The sequence below is a fragment of the Phenylobacterium sp. genome (assembly GCF_024508875.1).
Classification (GTDB): Bacteria; Pseudomonadota; Alphaproteobacteria; order Caulobacterales; family Caulobacteraceae; genus Phenylobacterium.
Genome location: NZ_JANINU010000307.1, coordinates 107,928 through 125,323 on the forward strand (window position 1 = coordinate 107,928; position 17,396 = coordinate 125,323).

Annotated in this window: 18 protein-coding genes, 3 tRNA genes and 1 pseudogene; 16 read left to right on the plus strand and 6 right to left on the minus strand. The window is 68.4% G+C overall.

The genetic code is table 11. From position 1 onward, the window contains the following. Nucleotides 1-116 precede the first annotated feature (116 nt). The 15 genes from Q0L11_RS20535 to Q0L11_RS20605 all read left to right on the plus strand — a co-directional run bounded on the left by Q0L11_RS20535 (nucleotide 117) and on the right by Q0L11_RS20605 (nucleotide 11,711). Entirely contained in the window at nucleotides 117-485 is a 369-nt protein-coding gene (locus Q0L11_RS20535) for a hypothetical protein (protein WP_296599738.1), read from the plus strand. Nucleotides 486-609: 124 nt separating this feature from the next. Continuing rightward, on the plus strand, nucleotides 610-1,830 hold the full coding sequence (locus Q0L11_RS20540; protein WP_296599740.1) for an LL-diaminopimelate aminotransferase: 1,221 nt from the start codon (nucleotides 610-612) through the stop codon (nucleotides 1,828-1,830). 5 nt (nucleotides 1,831-1,835) lie between these two features. After that, complete coding sequence (locus Q0L11_RS20545) at nucleotides 1,836-3,131, plus strand: homoserine dehydrogenase (protein ID WP_296599741.1); 1,296 nt, start codon at nucleotides 1,836-1,838, stop codon at nucleotides 3,129-3,131. A gap of 48 nt (nucleotides 3,132-3,179) precedes the next feature. Continuing rightward, nucleotides 3,180-4,133, plus strand: a complete 954-nt coding sequence (gene glpX, locus Q0L11_RS20550) for a class II fructose-bisphosphatase (protein ID WP_296599742.1) — start codon at nucleotides 3,180-3,182, stop codon at nucleotides 4,131-4,133. 260 nt (nucleotides 4,134-4,393) lie between these two features. Next, nucleotides 4,394-5,137, plus strand: coding sequence for a PEPxxWA-CTERM sorting domain-containing protein (locus Q0L11_RS20555; protein WP_296599743.1), 744 nt, complete (start codon nucleotides 4,394-4,396; stop codon nucleotides 5,135-5,137). Nucleotides 5,138-5,302: 165 nt separating this feature from the next. Then, entirely contained in the window at nucleotides 5,303-7,099 is a 1,797-nt protein-coding gene (gene recJ, locus Q0L11_RS20560) for a single-stranded-DNA-specific exonuclease RecJ (protein WP_296599744.1), read from the plus strand. A 61-nt stretch (nucleotides 7,100-7,160) separates the two neighbouring features. Then, nucleotides 7,161-7,235 (plus strand) — tRNA-Glu (locus Q0L11_RS20565). Between the two features lie 166 nt (nucleotides 7,236-7,401). Then, nucleotides 7,402-8,616, plus strand: a complete 1,215-nt coding sequence (locus tag Q0L11_RS20570; RefSeq protein WP_296599746.1) for an NUDIX hydrolase — start codon at nucleotides 7,402-7,404, stop codon at nucleotides 8,614-8,616. 143 nt (nucleotides 8,617-8,759) lie between these two features. Next, nucleotides 8,760-9,335 carry a cold-shock protein gene (locus Q0L11_RS20575; protein WP_296599748.1) on the plus strand — a complete coding sequence of 192 codons (576 nt, stop codon included), beginning with the start codon at nucleotides 8,760-8,762 and terminating at the stop codon, nucleotides 9,333-9,335. Between the two features lie 42 nt (nucleotides 9,336-9,377). Further along, the gene (locus Q0L11_RS20580) at nucleotides 9,378-9,872 is read left to right on the plus strand and encodes a DUF192 domain-containing protein (RefSeq protein WP_296599749.1); all 495 of its coding nucleotides are present in this window, start codon (nucleotides 9,378-9,380) and stop codon (nucleotides 9,870-9,872) included. After that, complete coding sequence (locus Q0L11_RS20585) at nucleotides 9,865-10,290, plus strand: PaaI family thioesterase (protein ID WP_296599750.1); 426 nt, start codon at nucleotides 9,865-9,867, stop codon at nucleotides 10,288-10,290. Before Q0L11_RS20580 ends, Q0L11_RS20585 begins: the two co-directional genes overlap by 8 nt. Nucleotides 10,291-10,338: 48 nt before the next feature. Beyond that, a tRNA-Pro gene (locus Q0L11_RS20590) sits at nucleotides 10,339-10,415 on the plus strand. 30 nt (nucleotides 10,416-10,445) lie between these two features. Further along, nucleotides 10,446-10,754, plus strand: a complete 309-nt coding sequence (locus Q0L11_RS20595; RefSeq protein WP_296599752.1) for an ETC complex I subunit — start codon at nucleotides 10,446-10,448, stop codon at nucleotides 10,752-10,754. A 17-nt stretch (nucleotides 10,755-10,771) separates the two neighbouring features. Then, nucleotides 10,772-10,848, plus strand: a tRNA-Arg gene (locus Q0L11_RS20600). 77 nt (nucleotides 10,849-10,925) lie between these two features. Continuing rightward, complete coding sequence (locus Q0L11_RS20605; protein WP_296599753.1) at nucleotides 10,926-11,711, plus strand: pseudouridine synthase; 786 nt, start codon at nucleotides 10,926-10,928, stop codon at nucleotides 11,709-11,711. Here Q0L11_RS20605 and Q0L11_RS20610 read toward each other — a convergent pair. Genes Q0L11_RS20610 through metC form a run of 3 tightly spaced genes read right to left on the minus strand, consistent with a single transcriptional unit; the run spans nucleotide 11,674 to nucleotide 14,754 of the window. After that, complete coding sequence (locus tag Q0L11_RS20610; RefSeq protein ID WP_296599755.1) at nucleotides 11,674-12,507, minus strand: kinase; 834 nt, start codon at nucleotides 12,505-12,507, stop codon at nucleotides 11,674-11,676. The two genes, Q0L11_RS20605 and Q0L11_RS20610, sit on opposite strands and share 38 nt — an antisense overlap. A gap of 43 nt (nucleotides 12,508-12,550) precedes the next feature. Then, entirely contained in the window at nucleotides 12,551-13,540 is a 990-nt protein-coding gene (locus tag Q0L11_RS20615; protein ID WP_296599756.1) for an SDR family oxidoreductase, read from the minus strand. A 56-nt stretch (nucleotides 13,541-13,596) separates the two neighbouring features. Continuing rightward, nucleotides 13,597-14,754 (minus strand): cystathionine beta-lyase, encoded by a 1,158-nt coding sequence (metC, locus tag Q0L11_RS20620; RefSeq protein ID WP_296599758.1) that lies wholly within the window; start codon nucleotides 14,752-14,754, stop codon nucleotides 13,597-13,599. An 84-nt stretch (nucleotides 14,755-14,838) separates the two neighbouring features. On the opposite strand from metC, the gene Q0L11_RS20625 reads away from it, so the two are divergent. Continuing rightward, complete coding sequence (locus Q0L11_RS20625; protein ID WP_296599761.1) at nucleotides 14,839-15,948, plus strand: amino acid ABC transporter substrate-binding protein; 1,110 nt, start codon at nucleotides 14,839-14,841, stop codon at nucleotides 15,946-15,948. 6 nt (nucleotides 15,949-15,954) lie between these two features. Here Q0L11_RS20625 and Q0L11_RS20630 read toward each other — a convergent pair whose 3' ends face one another. The 3 genes and pseudogenes from Q0L11_RS20630 to Q0L11_RS20640 form a co-directional block, all read right to left on the minus strand. Further along, nucleotides 15,955-16,452 carry a GNAT family N-acetyltransferase gene (locus Q0L11_RS20630; protein WP_367183473.1) on the minus strand — a complete coding sequence of 166 codons (498 nt, stop codon included), beginning with the start codon at nucleotides 16,450-16,452 and terminating at the stop codon, nucleotides 15,955-15,957. A 3-nt stretch (nucleotides 16,453-16,455) separates the two neighbouring features. Next, nucleotides 16,456-17,298, minus strand: a complete 843-nt coding sequence (sseA, locus tag Q0L11_RS20635) for a 3-mercaptopyruvate sulfurtransferase (protein WP_296599763.1) — start codon at nucleotides 17,296-17,298, stop codon at nucleotides 16,456-16,458. Further along, nucleotides 17,286-17,396: pseudogene (locus Q0L11_RS20640) on the minus strand (cysteine synthase A); the annotation flags it as partial. The gene sseA and the pseudogene Q0L11_RS20640, both read right to left, overlap by 13 nt.

The following is a 17,396-nucleotide window of genomic DNA, read 5'->3' on the forward strand; positions in this document are numbered from 1 at the left end:
TCTTCCGCATATCGCGATCATCGCATAAGACCTTGACGCAAATGAATGCGTCGCGCCCGCTTTTTCCGATCATCCTCAAGGCCGGCACAGCGCTCGCGCTAGCAGCGGGTTCCGTCGTGCTGACCGGCTGTGTCGGCAATCCCTTCAAGGACGCCAAGATCGACCCGACGTCGGCGGTCGCCGGGGACGTGGCGCGCATCACGCGCCAGGCCGGCAAGTTCCCGACCTTCGCCAGCATCCCCAAGAAGCCGACCGACATCCGGCCGCTGGCGCAGTACGGTCAGGACGCCCGCTCGGTGCTGGCGCAGGGCGACGCGCTGACCGAGGCTACGGCGCCCGGCACGTGGACGCTGCAGGGCACCGACGCGTTCGCGGAGAAGGCCCGCCAGGACGCCGGCCCGCAACTCGAGCCGCCGAAGCCCGGCGACGCCGACGCCTTCGCCCGGGAGCTTCGCGAACGAGCTACCCCGCCTCCGCCGCGCTAAGGCGCCGCGAGAGGCATAAAAATCCCCAAAGCCGGCTTGGCGGACTCCCGCCCGGAGTCTATCGAAGCCTGACGTCAGCTCGCAGATCGGCCGCATGGGCGAACCGCGGCGCAAGAGCTCAATTATGACCCCCGAATTTCACCGCATCCGCCGCCTCCCACCCTACGTCTTCGAGGAGGTGAACCGCATCAAGGCCCGCCTGCGCAGTCAGGGGACCGACATCATCGACTTCGGCATGGGCAATCCCGACATGCCGACCCCGAAGCACATCGTCGAGAAATTGATCGAGACGGCGCGCGACCCGAAGGCCGGCCGCTATTCGGCATCCAAGGGCATCGCGGGCCTGCGCAAAGCCATGGCCGGCTATTACGGCCGCCGCTTCGGCGTGAAGCTGGACCCCGACCGGGAGGTGATCGCCACCCTCGGCTCGAAAGAAGGCTTCGCGAACCTCGCCCAGGCGCTGACGGCCCCGGGCGACGTGATCATCTGCCCGAATCCGGCCTATCCGATCCACGCCTACGGCTTCATCATGGCCGGCGGCGTCATCCGCCACGTGCCCGCCGGCAGCCCGGAGGAGTATCTCTCGGGCATCAGCCGCGCGGTGAAGCACTCGGCCCCGCCTCCCAGCGTGCTGATCGTCAGCTACCCGTCGAACCCGACGGCCCAGTGGGTCGATCTCGACTTCTACAAGGAGGTCGTGGCGCTGGCCCGCAAGCACGACCTGCTCGTGCTGTCCGACATCGCCTATTCCGAGATCTACTTCGACGACAACCCGCCGCCATCGCTGCTGCAGGTGGAGGGCGCCAAGGACATCGCCGTCGAGGTAAATTCGCTCAGCAAGACCTTCGCCATGGCCGGCTGGCGCGTCGGCATGGTGGTGGGCAACGAGCGGATGTGCGCGGCGCTGGCGCGGGTGAAGTCCTACCTGGACTATGGCGCCTACACGCCGATCCAGGTGGCGGCGGCGGCGGCGCTGAACGGCCCGACCGACTGCATCGACGAGATCCGCGCCATCTACAAGAGCCGCCGCGACACCCTGGTGTCGTCCATGAAGCGCGCGGGCTGGGACGTTCCCGCCCCGCCGGCGTCGATGTTCGCCTGGGCCAAGCTGCCGCCGCAGTACGAGGAGGCGGGCTCGATGCTGTTCTCCAAGCTGCTGATCGAAGAAGCCGGCGTGGCGGTCGCCCCGGGCATCGCTTTCGGCGAGTACGGCGAGGGCTACGTCCGGATCGGCCTGGTCGAGAACGAGCACCGGATCCGCCAGGCGGCGCGCAACGTGAAAAAGTTCCTCGCCAACTCGGACGAGATCCTGGGACGGGCGCACAACGCCCTGGCGGTGCAGTGAGCGGCATGGCGAGTGACCGAAAATCCTGGCGGATCGGCGTCGCGGGCCTCGGCACCGTCGGCGCCGGCCTGCTGACCTTCCTCTCCGAACATCCGGATTTCGCGCCGGCCGGGGGCAGGGCCTCCGTCACGGGGGTGTCCGCGCGGTCGCGGTCGCGGCCCCGGCCGTTCGACATCTCGAACCTGCCCTGGTTCGACGACCCCGTGGCCTTGGCCCAGTCGCCGGACGTTGACCTGTTCGTCGAACTGATCGGCGGATCGGACGGTCCGGCGAAGGCCGCCGTCGAGGCCGCGCTGTCGGCGGGCAAGCCGGTCGTGACGGCCAACAAAGCGCTGATCGCCGAGCACGGCGCCGAGCTCGCGGCCCTGGCCGAGGCGAAGGGCGCGCCGCTGCTGTTCGAGGCCGCCGTCATGGGCGGTGTCCCCGCCGTGAAGATGGTCCGCGAGGCCCTGGTCGGCGACGAGATCAAGTCCGTCGCCGGCATTTTGAACGGCACCTGCAACTACATCCTGACGGAGATGGAGGCGACGGGGCGCTCGTTCGCCGAGGTCCTGGGCGAAGCCCAGCGGCTCGGCTACGCAGAGGCCGACCCCACGATGGACGTCGGCGGCTTCGACGCCGCGCACAAGGTCACCATCCTGGCCGCCCTGGCCTTCGGCTGTGCGCCCAACTTCGGCGCGGCTGAGATCGAGGGGATCGAGCAGGTCGACCTGCTCGACATCCGCATGGCGCGCGATCTGGGCTATCGCATCAAGCTGGTGGCTTCGGCGGAGCGCTCTGCCGACGGCGTGCTGGTGCGCGTGCATCCTTCCTTGGCGCCGTTGAACCATCCGCTAGCGCAGGCGGGCGGCGCGCTGAATGCGCTGTTCATCGAGGGCGCGCGCGTCGGGCGAATCTTCCTGCAAGGGCCGGGCGCCGGCGCGGGGCCGACCGCGGCTGCCGTCGCCGCCGACATTGCCGACGTGATGACCGGAGCCGTGCGGCCTGTCTTCCAGGCGCCGGCCACGTCGCTGAAGCCGTTCGAGCCCATCGACCCATCGCGCATGACGGGGCGAGCCTACCTGCGCTTCCTGGTCAAGGACGAGCCCGGGGTGATCGCGGCGGTGTCCGAGACCCTGGCGGAAGCCGGCGTTTCCATCGAAAGCTTCCTGCAAAAGCCGACCGAGGGCGCCGAAGGCGTTCCGATCGTGCTGACGACGCATGCCGTGGCCGAGTCCGCCTTGTCCGCCGCTGTTGAGCGTATCGCAGGACTTCCGGCTGTACTGGATCGTCCTCACCTGTTGCGGATTGCTCGCATCTAAGGTCAAACGCGCCTTCAAGGATCGGCGCTCGCTGGGGTTGGAAACGAGATGAGTTCTGAAGTTCTGGATCGCGGGCTGGTGCTGGACGCGGTCCGGGTGACCGAGATCGCCGCCATCGCTGCGTGGAAACTCGTTGGCCGCGGCGACGAGAAGGCCGCCGACCAGGCCGCCGTCGACGCCATGCGCACGGCCCTGAACGACCTCGACATCGACGGCGAGATCGTCATCGGCGAGGGCGAGCGGGACGAGGCCCCGATGCTCTACATCGGCGAGAAGGTCGGCAAGGGCAAAGGCGCCAAGATCGACATCGCGCTCGACCCGCTGGAAGGCACGACGCTGACCGCCAAGGCGATGGCCAACGCGCTGGCCGTGATGGCCTGGGCGCCCAAGGGCACGCTGCTCAACGCGCCCGACACCTACATGGATAAGATCGCCTGCGGCCCCGGGTATCCGGAGGGCGTCATCGACCTGGACAAGAGCCCGGCCGACAACGTCAAGGCGCTCGCCAGCGCCAAGGGCGTCGAGCCCGGCGACATCACGGTGTGCATCCTGGACCGCCCGCGGCATGCCGACATCATCGCCTCGGTCCGCTCGGTCGGCGCGCGCGTGTATCTGATCACCGATGGCGACGTGGCGGGCGTGATCAACACGGCGGATCCCGACACCGGCATCGACCTCTACGTCGGCTCCGGCGGCGCGCCCGAGGGGGTGCTGGCGTGCGCCGCACTGAAGTGCGTCGGCGGCCAGTTCCAGGGTCGCCTGGTTTTCCGCAACGCCGACGAGCGCGCCCGAGCCGCTCGCGTGGGGATCACCGACCTCGATAAAAAGTACGATCTCCACGAGATGGTCCGCGCGGACGCAATTTTTGCGGCGACCGGCGTCACCAAGGGTGCGCTGCTCGACGGCGTCGCGCACGCGGGCGGCTTTGTGCATACCCACACGCTGGTCATGAACTCGGCGACCCGGACTGTCCGCGAAGTGCGGATGAAGCGTCCGGTTTAACGTGCGCGGCCGGCGCAACCGGGCCGGCCCACACCACGTTTCCGCAACCAATGTTATCTCAATTAGCCTGTCTGCGCCGGATTATTCCCGGCGCAGGGGAAAAGCTCGCGCTGCCCGCAACCCCCCGTGGAGCCATAGAACATCGCGGTTGAACGCGTTCGGTGACCGTAAATAGTTAACGCGCACGGGAAAGTTAGTGGCTTAAGCGTCTTGGCACGGGTCGCCGGCGGTGGCCCTCAAAATTGGTGGGGAAATTAGAAATGCGGACTTTTGTCGGGGGCGCTGCGGCGCTCATCGCGGCGGCTTTCGTCGCCTCTGCGGCCAGCGCCAGCACGGTGGTGGTCACGCCGAGCAACATGATGGGGTGGAGCAATCCGCCCGGCGAGAACGGTAACGGCACGGGCTCGGCCACGATCACCACGGACTCGGCGCGTTCGGGCAACGGTTCGCTCGAATTGCACGGGGACCGCACGCGCTTCGTGCTGGGCGACCTCTACTCGTCGGCTTCGAACCTGGGCGCGTTCAGCGACTTCACCGACCTGGCGTTCGAGTACCAGATCGATGCAGCGTCCACGAACGCCTGCTGCGATCCGATGTACTCGCCGGCCCTGCGCATGGTGGTCTGGGACGGCAACACGAAGTACGACTTCGTCTGGGAGCAGGCCTATCAGGCGGGCGGCTACGGCGCGGCCCAGCCCAAGGGCTCCTGGAACACGATCGGCTCCGGCGGCACGTTCTTCCGCAACGGGACCAGCGAGCTCGACCAGCGCACCCTGACGAGCTGGGCCGGCACGCTGTCGCAGAACGCCTACGTGGGCGCCGTCTACATCGGCGTCGGCAGCGGCATCGGCGCGGGCTACACGGCCTATGCCGACAACGTGACGGCCGGCGGCACGACCTACAACTTCGAGGCCGTTCCCGAACCCGCGACCTGGGCCATGATGATCATGGGCTTCGGCGCCGCTGGCTCGGTGCTGCGCCGCCGCAAGGCCGTGGCGGCCTAAGGCCACACCGATCCGATTTCGATCGCGGCGACGCCGTCCGGACCCCCGGGCGGCGTCTTCGTTTTGAGCGACCGCTTCTGTCGTATCGGCGGGATAGGGCGATTGGTCACTGGCGACTCGTAGGGTAGGGGCCGATAGTGGCGGCTCGCGGCGGAGCGGAGGCGAATGGCGGACGGGAACGCGCAATTGGGGTTCCTGGGCGTCACGCGCTCGCTGAGCGGCCGTCGGTGGCGCCAGCGCGCCTTCGACGGCGACCTTGTGCGCCGCCACCAGTTGGCGCACGGCCTTTCCGAGCCGCTGGCCCGCGCGCTGGCCTCTCGCGGGGTCACGGCCGACGCATGCGCGGACTTCCTCAACCCGACTCTCAAGGCCCTCTTTCCCGACCCGTCGTCGTTCGCCGACATGGATCGCGCCGCCACGATCCTCGTGGACGCCCTGGAATCGAGGCGGCGGGTCGTGGTGTTCGCCGACTACGACGTCGATGGCGCGTCGTCCGCCTCGCTGATCGTGCGCTGGTTCCGGGCGATGGGACTGGAGCTCGGCATCTATGTCCCCGACCGGATCAACGAGGGGTACGGCCCTTCGCCGGCCGCCTTCCGCCGCCTGAAGGACGAGGGCGCCGAGCTGGTGGTGACGGTGGACTGCGGCGCTGCCGCCCACGACGCCCTGGCCTGCGCCTCCGAGATCGGCCTGCCGGTCGTGGTGATCGACCACCACCTCATGCGTCCGGGGGAAATCCCGTCGGTGGCGGCGCTGGTCAACCCGAACCGGCCGGACTGCGGATCGGGGCAGGGCCATCTCGCGGCGGCCGGGGTGGCGTTCGTGCTCCTCGCGGCCCTGAATCGCGAGGCGCGGCGCCGCGGCTTCGCGTCCGCCGGCGAGCCCGACATCCGGAGCTGGCTGGATCTGGCGGCGATGGGCGCGGTCTGCGACGTCACCCAGCTCACCGGCTTCAACCGCGCCCTCGTCGCGCAGGGGCTGAAGGTGATGTCGGCCTGGAGCAATCCCGGGCTGAAGGCGCTGATGGAGGTGGCGAAGGGGCAGGGTCCCGCGTCCGTCTTCCACGTGGGGTTCCTGCTGGGGCCGCGGATCAACGCCGGCGGACGCGTGGGCCGCTCAGACCTGGGCGCCCGGCTGCTGTCGACGGACGATCCGGCCGAAGCGGCTGCGTTGGCGGCCGAACTCGATGCGCTGAACGCCGAGCGCAAGCAGGTGGAGGCGGAAGTCCAGGAAGCGGCGGTGCGCCACATCGAGCGCGAGAGCAACCAGGCGGAGGCGCGGTGCCTGATCGTGGCCGAGGACGACTGGCATCCCGGCGTCATCGGCATCGTCGCCGGCCGACTGCGCGAGCGCTACCGCAAGCCGGTGATCGTCATCGGCATCGACCGGCCGGCGAATGTCGGCAAGGGGTCGGGACGATCCCAGCCCGGCGTCAACCTGGGCCGCGCCGTGCAGGCCGCCTACGAGGAAGGCCTGCTCCTGGCCGGCGGCGGCCACGCCATGGCCGCGGGTCTCTCGGTCCGGCCGGACACCATTCCCGAGCTCAGGGCCTTCCTTTGCGAGCGGCTGGCGGCCGAGAGCGAGGCTGCGGCCGCCGACGACGCGCTGGAGATCGACGCCCTGGTCACGACCCGCGGCGCGGACCGTTCGCTCTGGTCGGACTTCCAGCGCCTCGCGCCGTTCGGGCCGGGAAACCCCGAGCCGCTGTTCGCCGCCGCCGACGTTCGGATCGAGCGGCCGACGGCCCTGCGGGGCGGGCACGTGCGCTGCACGCTGACGGACAGTTCGGGCGGACGACTCAAGGCGGTCGCCTGGCGAGTCGGCGAGATGGATACGGGGCGCCGGCTGCTGCAGGAGGGCGGCGCGGTCCATGTGGCCGGCCGGCTGAAACCCGACGATTGGCAGGGGCGGGAAGGGGTGGAACTCGAGATCGAGGACGTCGCCGATCCCCGCCGGATTTAAGTGTCGCAGGCCGCTTGCGCCCCCATACGAAGGTCGCTATAGAGCCGCCTCTCGCGCACGCGGTCCCTTCGTCTATCGGTTAGGACGTCAGGTTTTCAACCTGAAGAGAGGGGTTCGACTCCCCTAGGGACTGCCACGCGAACTTCCTCACATTTTCCATCCAGCCGCTCGACGAAGTGCACTCGCGCAATTTTGCCGCGCACCCGGCGCGTCGGGTATTGCCGGTTGTGCTCCATGGTCTAGCTTGTTCGTGGTTGCCGACCGCTCCGAGTGGCCGGCGGGCGCAATGGCGGGGGCTGCGCGTGAGAAATCTTGCCAAGGATCTCAATACCGGGGCTGGCATCGTCAGTCTTGTCGTGGCCGTGCTCTCTGCGGCCATCAAGGGATTTCCGGAACAATCTAATGAGATAGCCGGACGCGTGGGGATCCCCGCGGCGCTGATCGAACCGCAGGCCTCGCTCGCGTTCATCGTCGGAGCGATGCTGGTGCTCCTGCTGACGCTCCTGATCAGAGCGCGGCTGGAGCGCAACCGGGACCATGTGGCGGATGCGGTCGAGCGCTATCGCAAGAACGCAACCGACCTTACCTCTGACGCTGCCGGCGGCCGCGTGGTCGATATCGCGGTGAAAGAGCCCACCCTCATGATGGCCGGCAAGGGCGAGACCTGGGAGACCCAGGTCAACCTACTGGCCGAGGCCTACAAGCTGGATGCCGCCGAGTTCGCCGCCGAGGTCGCTCGGCGCAGGAGTGCCCTCAAGCACAATGCCTCGCACCTGATCCTCCAGGATCCGCCGTGGCTTGAAGCGCATGGTGGAAACGACTGGCGGGAGCCGGGCGCGAACACCTCTCGGCTTACGGGTTTTGCGTGTGACTACGCCATGATCCAGGCGCTGACCGATGCCAAGTTCGCCCGCCATCCCAAAGACCCTTGGCGGGATGTCGCCCGGGTCTCGGGCAATACGATCTTCGTTTCGAAGGAGAAGCAATGCCTCATTCTCCATCGGCGGGCGCGGTTCTCCATCGACGGCAAGCCGATGGCGTTTGGCGGGCATCTCCACATGGTGGGTGGAAACTTCGAACCCTCGCACGATGGCGCCTCGCTCGCGGAGACCGCGTGCCGGGAGGCGAAGGAAGAAATCGGCCTCAAGCTGATCCCGCACAACGTTCCCTGCCTGCTCATGCGGGAGGACGGCACGAACTGGCACATGGCGGTGTTTCTGGGCGTCGAGGTCGGGCGAGACTATCTGCAGAAGCATGCCGCGGGCGCCCTTACATACCAGACATGGGAAGGCGATCCCGAAGTCATCTCCTTCCGCCGTCTGGAGGAGATCCTGCGGACAAATCACGTCGTCCCGACCTGCTACCAGGCCGTCGTGGCATGGCTCCTCGCTGGCGCGCCGGTGAGTACAGGAGGTTCCGCCATGTGGAAATGGCGCGCGGTCCGCCTCGGAAAGCGCCTCGCCAAGATACCCGCCAAGTTTCGTCGTGAGGGCGTGGCCGGCGACGAGATTCGCTAGTCGTTTGTCGGCGTGCCCGAAAGGGGGCTCTGGGCCTGGCGACGCACCCGCGCGAATCACCATTGACGGCGCATCTGTTACGAGAACAGTGTTATAGTCGGCTCCGATCCGTGTGTCGGGAGGGGTAGCGGGCCGAGGGGCGAATGGTTGGGTTTGAATTCGAGCAGGTCGATGCGCCGCCGCCGGTGCGCATCCAAGGTCGCGTCAAATGGTTCGATGCGGGCAAGGGCTATGGGTTCATAGTTCCCGACGATCCAAGTCTTACCGACCTCAAGGATGTGCTGCTGCACGTCACGAGCCTGAGGACTTCGGGCCGTGAAAGTTGCCTCGAAGGCTCACTGATCACCTGCGACGTCGTACGCCGACCCAAGGGCTGGCAGGTGGCCGAGGTGGTGCTGGTGGACGAAAGCTCGGCCACGCCGTCGGAGCGCCGTCCGGACCCGGCGCGCGCGCGGCCGGAAGGCATGGCCCGGCCCGTGCGGCGGCCGTTGCAGGCCACCGGTCCCCTCGAAGGCGCCAAGGTGAAGTGGTTCAACCGCGCCAAGGGCTACGGCTTCGTCGTGCGCGACAGCGAACCCGGCGACATCTTCGTCCACATCGAGACGCTGCGCCGCTCAGGAATGGAAGACCTCCAGCCGGGCGAATGCGTGATGGTGCGCTTCGCCGAGGGCCCCAAGGGGCTTGTGGTGGCCGAGATCGAAGGGTCTAACGTCGCCTGACGGACGACGCACTTCGGAGTGACCTTCGTGCTGCATGAGTTGATGAGCCGCCGCGTCGCCGGCGCGCTCGCGCTGAGCCTTCTGGTCGCCGCGCCGGCCGCCGCCCAGCTACCGCGCCAGGACCCCAAGCACTGCAAGGGCCAAGCCGAGATCAGGCCGCTGGAGCCGCTGCAGATCCGGACCGACAAAGGCGTGCAGTCCTTCATGGTCGAGATCGCCGACAGCGACATGGAGCGTGAGTACGGCCTGATGTGCCGCAAAAGCCTCGCGGCCGACCGTGGCATGCTGTTCCTGTTCAGCCGATCGTCGCCGCAGATGTTCTGGATGCGGAACACGCTTATCCCGCTGGACATCATCTATATCGGCGAGAACGGTCGCGTGGTTTCGATCAGCCGCAACGTCCAGCCGCTGGACGAAAGCGGCGCCCCCTCCGCCGGGCCGGCGAAGTTCGTGCTGGAGCTGGCGGGCGGACGGGCGGCCCAGATCGGCCTGTTGCCGGGCGATCGAGTGCTGCATCGGGCGATGCCGCGTGGCTGAGGATCGCATTCCGCCGCCGCCCGAGGGCTTCGTCCTGACCCAGGGTCGCGGGCCGTTCTCCACCCACAACGGTCCGTACTACCACCGCGTCAGCGACGGCGACCTCGTGGAGCAGGCGTTCTACGCCCTGCCGCGCCACGCCAACGGCATCGGCATCGTTCACGGCGGTATGCTGTCGGCTTTCACGGACGGACTGCTGGCCGCAGCCGTTGGGCGAGGCGCCCGCCAGGTGGCGGTGACAATCCACCTGTCGATCGATTTCCTGCACATGGCTCGCCAGGGCGACTGGGTCGTTGGCGAGGCGCGGATGAGCCGCGCGACGAAGGACGTCGCCTTCGCGGACGGGCGGCTGCACGCCCGTGGCGTGGACATTGTGCGGGCTTCCGGCGTCTTCAAGCTGATGACCCGGCACGGTTAGGTTTGCCGAAACGGCGAAACGCCCATATTGACGGGCCTCCGGCGCCCTCGGGGCGTAGCGCAGCCTGGTAGCGCATCTGCTTTGGGAGCAGAGGGTCGGGAGTTCGAATCTCTCCGCCCCGACCACGCCGGCGACTTTTAGGGATTTGAACGAGCATGCTCGCGCGCATCTATCGTCCGTCGAAGACCGCCATGCAGTCGGGCCGCGCCAAGGCGGCCGCCTGGGTCCTGGAGTTCGAACCCAAGGACGCGCGTCGCCCCGACCCGCTGATGGGCTGGACCGTGACCAGCGACACCGAGTCGAGCCAGGTGCGCCTCAGCTTCGAGTCGAAGGAGGAGGCGGTCCGGTATGCCGAGGCTCACGGCATCGCTTTCCAGCTCATCGACCCGGCGCCGGCCAAGCGCATCATCAAGGCCTACGCCGACAACTTCGCCTTCGGCAGACGTATCCCCTGGACCCACTGAGGGCTTCCGGCCCGCGAGCGCCCGTAGCTCAACCGGATAGAGCATCCGCCTTCTAAGCGGACGGTTGCAGGTTCGAGTCCTGCCGGGCGCGCCATCCGCCATCACCGCCGGTGGCGCGCCCCCGGCGCATCGGCGATATTCGCCCGGCCCGCCGGCATGCAGGAAACGCCCATGTCCTGGACCAAGACCTACGAGGACGCCGAGCCGCAGCGCGTCAACAAGTGGCTAGCCCAAAGCGGCGTCTGCTCGCGGCGCGAGGCCGAAGCGCTGATCGGAGAGGGGCTGATCTACATCGACGGCGAGCGCGTGGAGGACGCCGGCCGCAAGATCCTGCCCGGACAGACGCTGACGCTGACGGACAAGGCCGAAGGGCGGCTGGAAGGTTTCACGGCCGTCCTCAACAAGCCGACTGGCTACGTCTCAGGGCAACCGGAGCCGGGCTACACGCCGGCCGTTCGCCTGCTGACGCGCAATGCGCTGGTGGGAGAAAGCGCCACGATCCCCGACGCCAGGATGAGCCTGCCGCCGCTCGGTCGGCTTGACCTGGACAGCCACGGCTTGCTGATCCTCTCAAATGACGGCGTGCTTGCGAAGGCGGTGATCGGCCCGCAGTCCGAGCTGGACAAGGAATATGTCGTACGCGTCGCCGGCCGGATCGACGAGCCCACGCTGGCAAAGCTTCGGCACGGCCTTGAGCTGGACGGCCGCAAACTCCGTCCCGCCAAGGTGACCGTGGTCCAGGGCCAGGTCCTCCGCTTCGTGCTGACCGAGGGACGCAACCGCCAGATCCGGCGCATGTGCGAGTTGGTGGGCCTGCGGGTCATGGACCTGAACCGCATCCGCATCGGACCGCTTGAGCTCGGCGACCTGCCCGAGGGCAAATGGCGGCTGCTGACGGCCGCGGAGCGCGAGGCGATGATCAGGTCGTCGAAGGGACCGGGCTCCGGTCAGGCTTGAGCGGAACCACCCAGTCGGCGCGTGCGGGCATCTCCTCGAGGATCCAGCGGGTCAGCCGCTCGTAGTGCTGGATGAACTGGCCCACCTCGGCGTCGGACATGCCGCCACCGGTGCGGGCCCGCAGCTTCTGCTCCTGCTCCGTGCGCCAGCCCCGCACCACTTCGAAGCCCGGAGCCTGCAGAAGAACCAGACGGTCCAGGCGGCCGAACAGGGCGTCGTAGCTCTCGGTGAGCTGGCGGTTCACGTAGCCGCGCCAGGCTCCGGTAGGATCGTCGCGCCGTTCAAGCGCGTTGATCGGCCGCTGCAGGCGCTCGACCGGCTCCGCGAGGGCCCCGACACACCAGCCCTCGAAGATGACGACGTCCGCCGGCCCCTCCACCTCGCGCCAGCGCGACTTGGGCAGTCGCTCGTCGGTCGCCTTGTCGAAGGCGGGCAGGGGCGTGGCGCCCGGCCGTCGCAGATGGTCGAGCACCGTGCAGGCCAGGGCGACGTCGTGGGTGCCCGGCGGGCCGCGCACCGAGAGCAACCTGTGCGTACGACCGGCAAGCCACCGGCGGGCCTCGCGCCCCAGGTAGAAATCATCCAGGGACAGGGACACGACATTGAGCCCATGGGCGCGGAGATAGGCCGCGGTGGCCGTCGCGACCGTGGACTTGCCGGAGCCCTGCGCCCCGCACAGCCCGACCAGCGCCGTGCGGCCGAAATCGGCCCGCCAGTCCACGCAGCGGTCCGCGAAAGGGCGACAAATCTCGTCGAACGTCTCCCGGAAGGTCTCCGGCAGGCGCTCGTCGGCCATGAAGCCCGCCAGCCACGCCTCGAAGTGGCTCCCGTTCGCGATCCTAGTACCCCCCGATGATCGGCAGAATCTCCCCCGTGATGTAGCTGGACGTCTGCGGCGAAGCCAGGAAGACAAAGGCGGGCGCGATCTCTTCGGGCTGGGCAGGACGCCCCATCGGCGTCTGCTTGCCGAACTGCTCCAAATCCTTGCCCTGCCGGTCGGCCGGGTTGAGCGGCGTCCAGACCGGTCCAGGGGCGACGGCGTTGACCCGAACGCCCTTCTTGATGAGCGAGCCGGCCAGAGATCGGGTGAAGGCGTGGATGCCGCCTTTGGTCATGGAGTAGTCGAGCAACTCCTTCGAGCCTTCCAGGCCCGTGACGGAACCGGTGTTGATGATCGCGGAGCCGGGTTTAAGGTGCGGAGCCGCCGCCTTGGCCATGTTGAAATAGCCGTAGAGGTTGGTTTTCAACGTCCTGTCGAAGTGCTCGTAGGTGATGTCCTCGATGGACGCGGCATGCTCCTGGAAGGCGGCGTTGTTCACCAGGATGTCGAGGCCGCCGAGCTCGTCGACCGTGCGCTTCACGGCCGCTTCGGCGTAGCTCGCCTCGGAGACGTCGCCCGGCAACAGAATGGCGCGGCGGCCTTCCTTCTCGATCGCCGCCTTTGTGGTCAGGGCGTCGTCGCTCTCCTCAAGGTAGCCGATCGCCACATCGCAGCCTTCGCGCGCGAACAGCACCGCCACGGCGCGTCCGATGCCGCTGTCGGCCCCGGTGATCAACGCCACTTTGCCCTCAAGCTTGCCGGACCCCTTGTAGAACGGCGCATCCCACATCGGCTGGAGGGTCAGGTCCGCTTCGCGCCCGGGCTTCTCCAGGTGCTTTCCCGGCATCGGCGGAACGGGATATTCCCGCGCGCCCGTCTGCGCCGGCGGCTGATCGCCGTCGGACTGGAACGACCGCGCCTCCTTCGCTTCGATGCCGTCCTGGATTCGCCGCTCGTCCTCGGCCACGCGCTCGGCGCGCGTCTCGAAGCCCTGCTGGGTATTCGCCATCGGTCGTCCCCTTTCGTGGATGCGCAGCAAGCGCAGGGACAGCGTGGAGGTTCCGATCAGGCGCTTTTGAAGGCGTCGAAGCCGCGGCGGAGGTCCGCGATCAGGTCCGCTGGATCCTCTAGGCCGATGTGCAGCCGCATTAGCGGGCCGCCATAGTCCCGCCTGTGCTTTCGGACCGCGAGTTGCGGATCGCAAGCGAGCGCGAGACTTTCGAACCCGCCCCAGGAAAAGCCAAGACCGAAGAGCTCCAGGGCGTTCAGGAAGGCGTTTGTGGCCGCTGCGGGGGCGGGCGTGAGAATGACGCCGAACAGGCCGCAGGCGCCCGTATAGTCCCGCGCCCAGAGGTCGTGCCCCGCGGCGCCCGGCAGCGCCGGATGCAGCACCTCGGCGACCTCCGGCCGGTCGCGCAGCCAGCCGGCGACCTCGAGCCCGCTCGCGCCATGCCGGGCCATCCGCGTGGGCAGGGTGCGCAGGCCGCGCAGCATGGCGTAGGCGTCTTCCCCGGAGACGGCCCATCCCATGTGGTTGATCCCGTCCGCCAGCTTGCGCACAAGCGACGGCTCGCGCGCGGCGGCCGAGCCCATGAAAACGTCCGAATGCCCACCGACGTACTTGGTCAGGGCCTGGATCGAGACGTCGACTCCATACGCCAGCGGCTTGAAGAGCAGCCCGGCGCCCCAGGTGTTGTCGATGCACGTGAGAATCCCGCGCTCGCGGGCCAGCGCCGCGATCCGCGGCGTGTCCTGCATCTCGAACGACAGGGAGCCCGGGCTCTCCAGCAGGATCATCCGCACTTGCGCAGAGGCGTCGGCGACCAGTTTCTCCGCCGGGGTGCGCGGATCGTAGTAGGCGACCGCCACGCCGAACCGCTTCAGGACGTTGTCGCAAAAGCGGCGCACCGGCTTGTAGACACTGTCCACCACAAGGACTTCGTCGCCCGCCTTGAGCAGCGCCAGCATTGCGCCCGCGACCGCAGCGATCCCGGACGGATAGAGGGTGACGCCTTCCGCGCCTTCCAACTCGCACAGCGCCGCCTGGAGCGCCGACTGTGCGGCCAGGCCTGCGCGGCCGTAGGTGAGGTAGTTGGCGTCGTCGTACAGGGCCTCCGCGTTGGGCAGGAGGATCGTGGACCCCTTCTGGATAGGCGGTCCGACGGTCTCCGCGAGGGGCGCGGACGTCTTGCCGGCGTGAATCAGGCGGGTTTCGTCCGACATGCGGGGTTGCGGGTCCAGGCGACGCTGGCGAAAGTGCCAGGGCTCTTAGAGCCCCAAGCCCCTCTGCGATTCAAGGGAGCAGCGATGATCCGGCGCCTCATGGCGATCGCGGCGACGATGGCGTTCCTCAGCGCCTGCGGCGGCCCCGCGCCGGAAGGCAAGGCGCCGGCCAAGCCCACGGCGGCCGATGCGCCCAAGGCTCCCGCGGCAACCGGGCAGTACAAGCCTGCGCGCAGCCCGACGCTCGAGGCCGTGCGCAAGCGCGGATACCTGGCGTGCGGCGTGCACCCCGGACTGCCTGGCTTCGCGCTGAGAGACGCCCGCGGCGAGTGGCGAGGCTTCGACGTCGACATCTGTCGCGCGGTCGCCGCCGCGACCCTGGGCGACGCGAGCAAGGTGCGTTTCACGGTCATCGGCGCGCAGGACCGCTTCGGCGCCCTGCAGCGCGGCGAGCTCGACCTCCTGTCGCGCAACACCTCGCAGACTTTTGCCCGCGACGCGGGGCTGGGGATCGCCTTCCCCGTGACCACCTACTACGACGGCCAGGGCTTCCTGGCGCGCCGGGCGATCAACCTGACCAGCGCCGAGGAGCTGAGCGGCGCGCGGGTCTGCGTGCAGGAAGGAACGGCCAGCGCGGGCAACGTGGCCGACTATTTCCGGGTGCGAGGGATGAAGTACCGCGCCGTCATGGCGGCCTCCGAGGAGCAGGCGAGGGCGCTCTACGAGAACGAGAACTGCGACGTGTTCACGGCGGATATTTCCGCGCTCGCCGCCTCGCGGTCGCTCCTGTCCAATCCCAACGCCCACGTGATCCTGCCTGATGTGATCTCCAAGGAGCCTTTGGGGCCGGTCGTGCGCCGCGAAGATCCGGTCTGGACCGAGATCGTGCGTTGGACGGTGTACGCCACCCTGCTCGGCGAGGAACTTGGCCTCAGCGCGCGGACGGTGGAACAGGCGCGCGAGACGGCGACCGACCCGGAAACCCGGCGGCTGCTCGGCGTCGAGGGCGACCTGGGCGCGCTGCTGGGCCTGAAGCCCGACTGGGCGTTCCAGGTGCTCCGGCAGGTCGGGGCCTATCACGAGATCTTCCGCCGCGACCTGGGCCAAGACTCCGCCCTGCGCCTGGACCGTGGCCTGAACGCGTTGTGGAATGCTCCGGCGCCCGGCCTGATGTACGCTCCGCCGATGCGGTGAGGACGATCAGAGGTCCATCACCATGGCGCAGCGGTTCTTCAGGCCCCTGGCCGCTTCGTAGCTCAGCATCTGGCGCACGCTGGGGGGCGCATTCTCGGGGGGCCATTCCCGAAAGCCAAAGGACGCATAGAACGGCGCGTTCCAGGGCACGTCCCGAAAGGTCGTCAGGCTGAGCCGCCGGAGCCCGGTTGTGCGCGCATGGTCAGCAGCGGTTTGCAGCAACCGCCGTCCCAGGCCTCGTCCCTGACACGCGCGCAGGACATCCACTTCGTCGATGTGGAGGCGGTCCTGGACGACGCTGGCCGCCAGATAGCCCACCAGCCGGCCATCGGCCTCCGCCACCCAGAGCGTTCCGGCGTTCAGTTGCGGGCGCCAGTTATCGGGCGACGAGGCGTCGGTCAGCAACCACGCCGGGACATCGCGTCCCTCGAAGGCGGCGGCGGCCGAGCGTTCGATCGCGGGCAGCGCGGCCAGGTCTGCTTCGCGGGCGCGGCGGATTTCGATGGATCAGGTCCCCGCGACGACAGCGGTGTCGGCTCGGCCACCCCATTCCGTCCACGACCCGTCGTAGACCGCCACGTCGAAGCGACCGAGACGCGCCAGCGCCAGGGCGAGCACCGACGCCGTCACGCCCGAGCCGCAGGTCGTGACAATCGGGCGGCCAAGATCGACATGGCCGAAGACCGGCGCAAGATCCTCGGCGGATTTCAGCGTGCCGTCGGCGTTGACGACCTGATCGAAGGGCAGGTTGAGCGCACCGGGCATGTGACCCGACCGCAGGCTGGCGCGGGGTTCCGGGGCCTGGCCCCGGAAACGGCCCGCGGACCTTGCGTCGACGACCTGAGCGGAGCCGGACTTCAGGATTTCGGCGACCTGGTCGAGGTCTTTCACGAACGAAGGCTCGAAGCGCGGCTCGACGGTAGCTCTGGCCGGCGTGGCTGCGGCGACCTCCAGCGGCCGGCCCTCGGCGCGCCATTTCTTCAAGCCCCCGTCGAGGACGAAGACGTTCGGATAGCCCATCGCGCGCAGCGTCCACCAGACGCGCGGCGCCGAGTAGATGCCATGTGCGTCGTAGACCACGACCGTCGCGTCGCGCGCCAGGCCCAGAGCGCCGGCCTCCCGCGCGAAGTCCTCGGCGCCCGGCAGCATGTGGGGCAGATCGGTCGTCGTGTCTGCGATGGCGTTGATGTCGAAGAACACCGCACCGGGGATGTGGCCGGCGACGTAGCTGTCCCGGCCATGGCCTGGCTGGCCCACCAGGGGCAGGGTGGCGTCGACGATACGAACTTGGGGATCGTCCAGGCGCTCCGCGAGCCAGGCGGTGGAGACGAGAGGATCTATTCCAGCCATGTGGGGACCGGCAGGCCCTTCTCCCGCAGGAACGGCGGGTTGAAGATCTTGGACTGATAGCGCTGGCCGTGGTCGCACAGCACGGTGACGATGGTGTG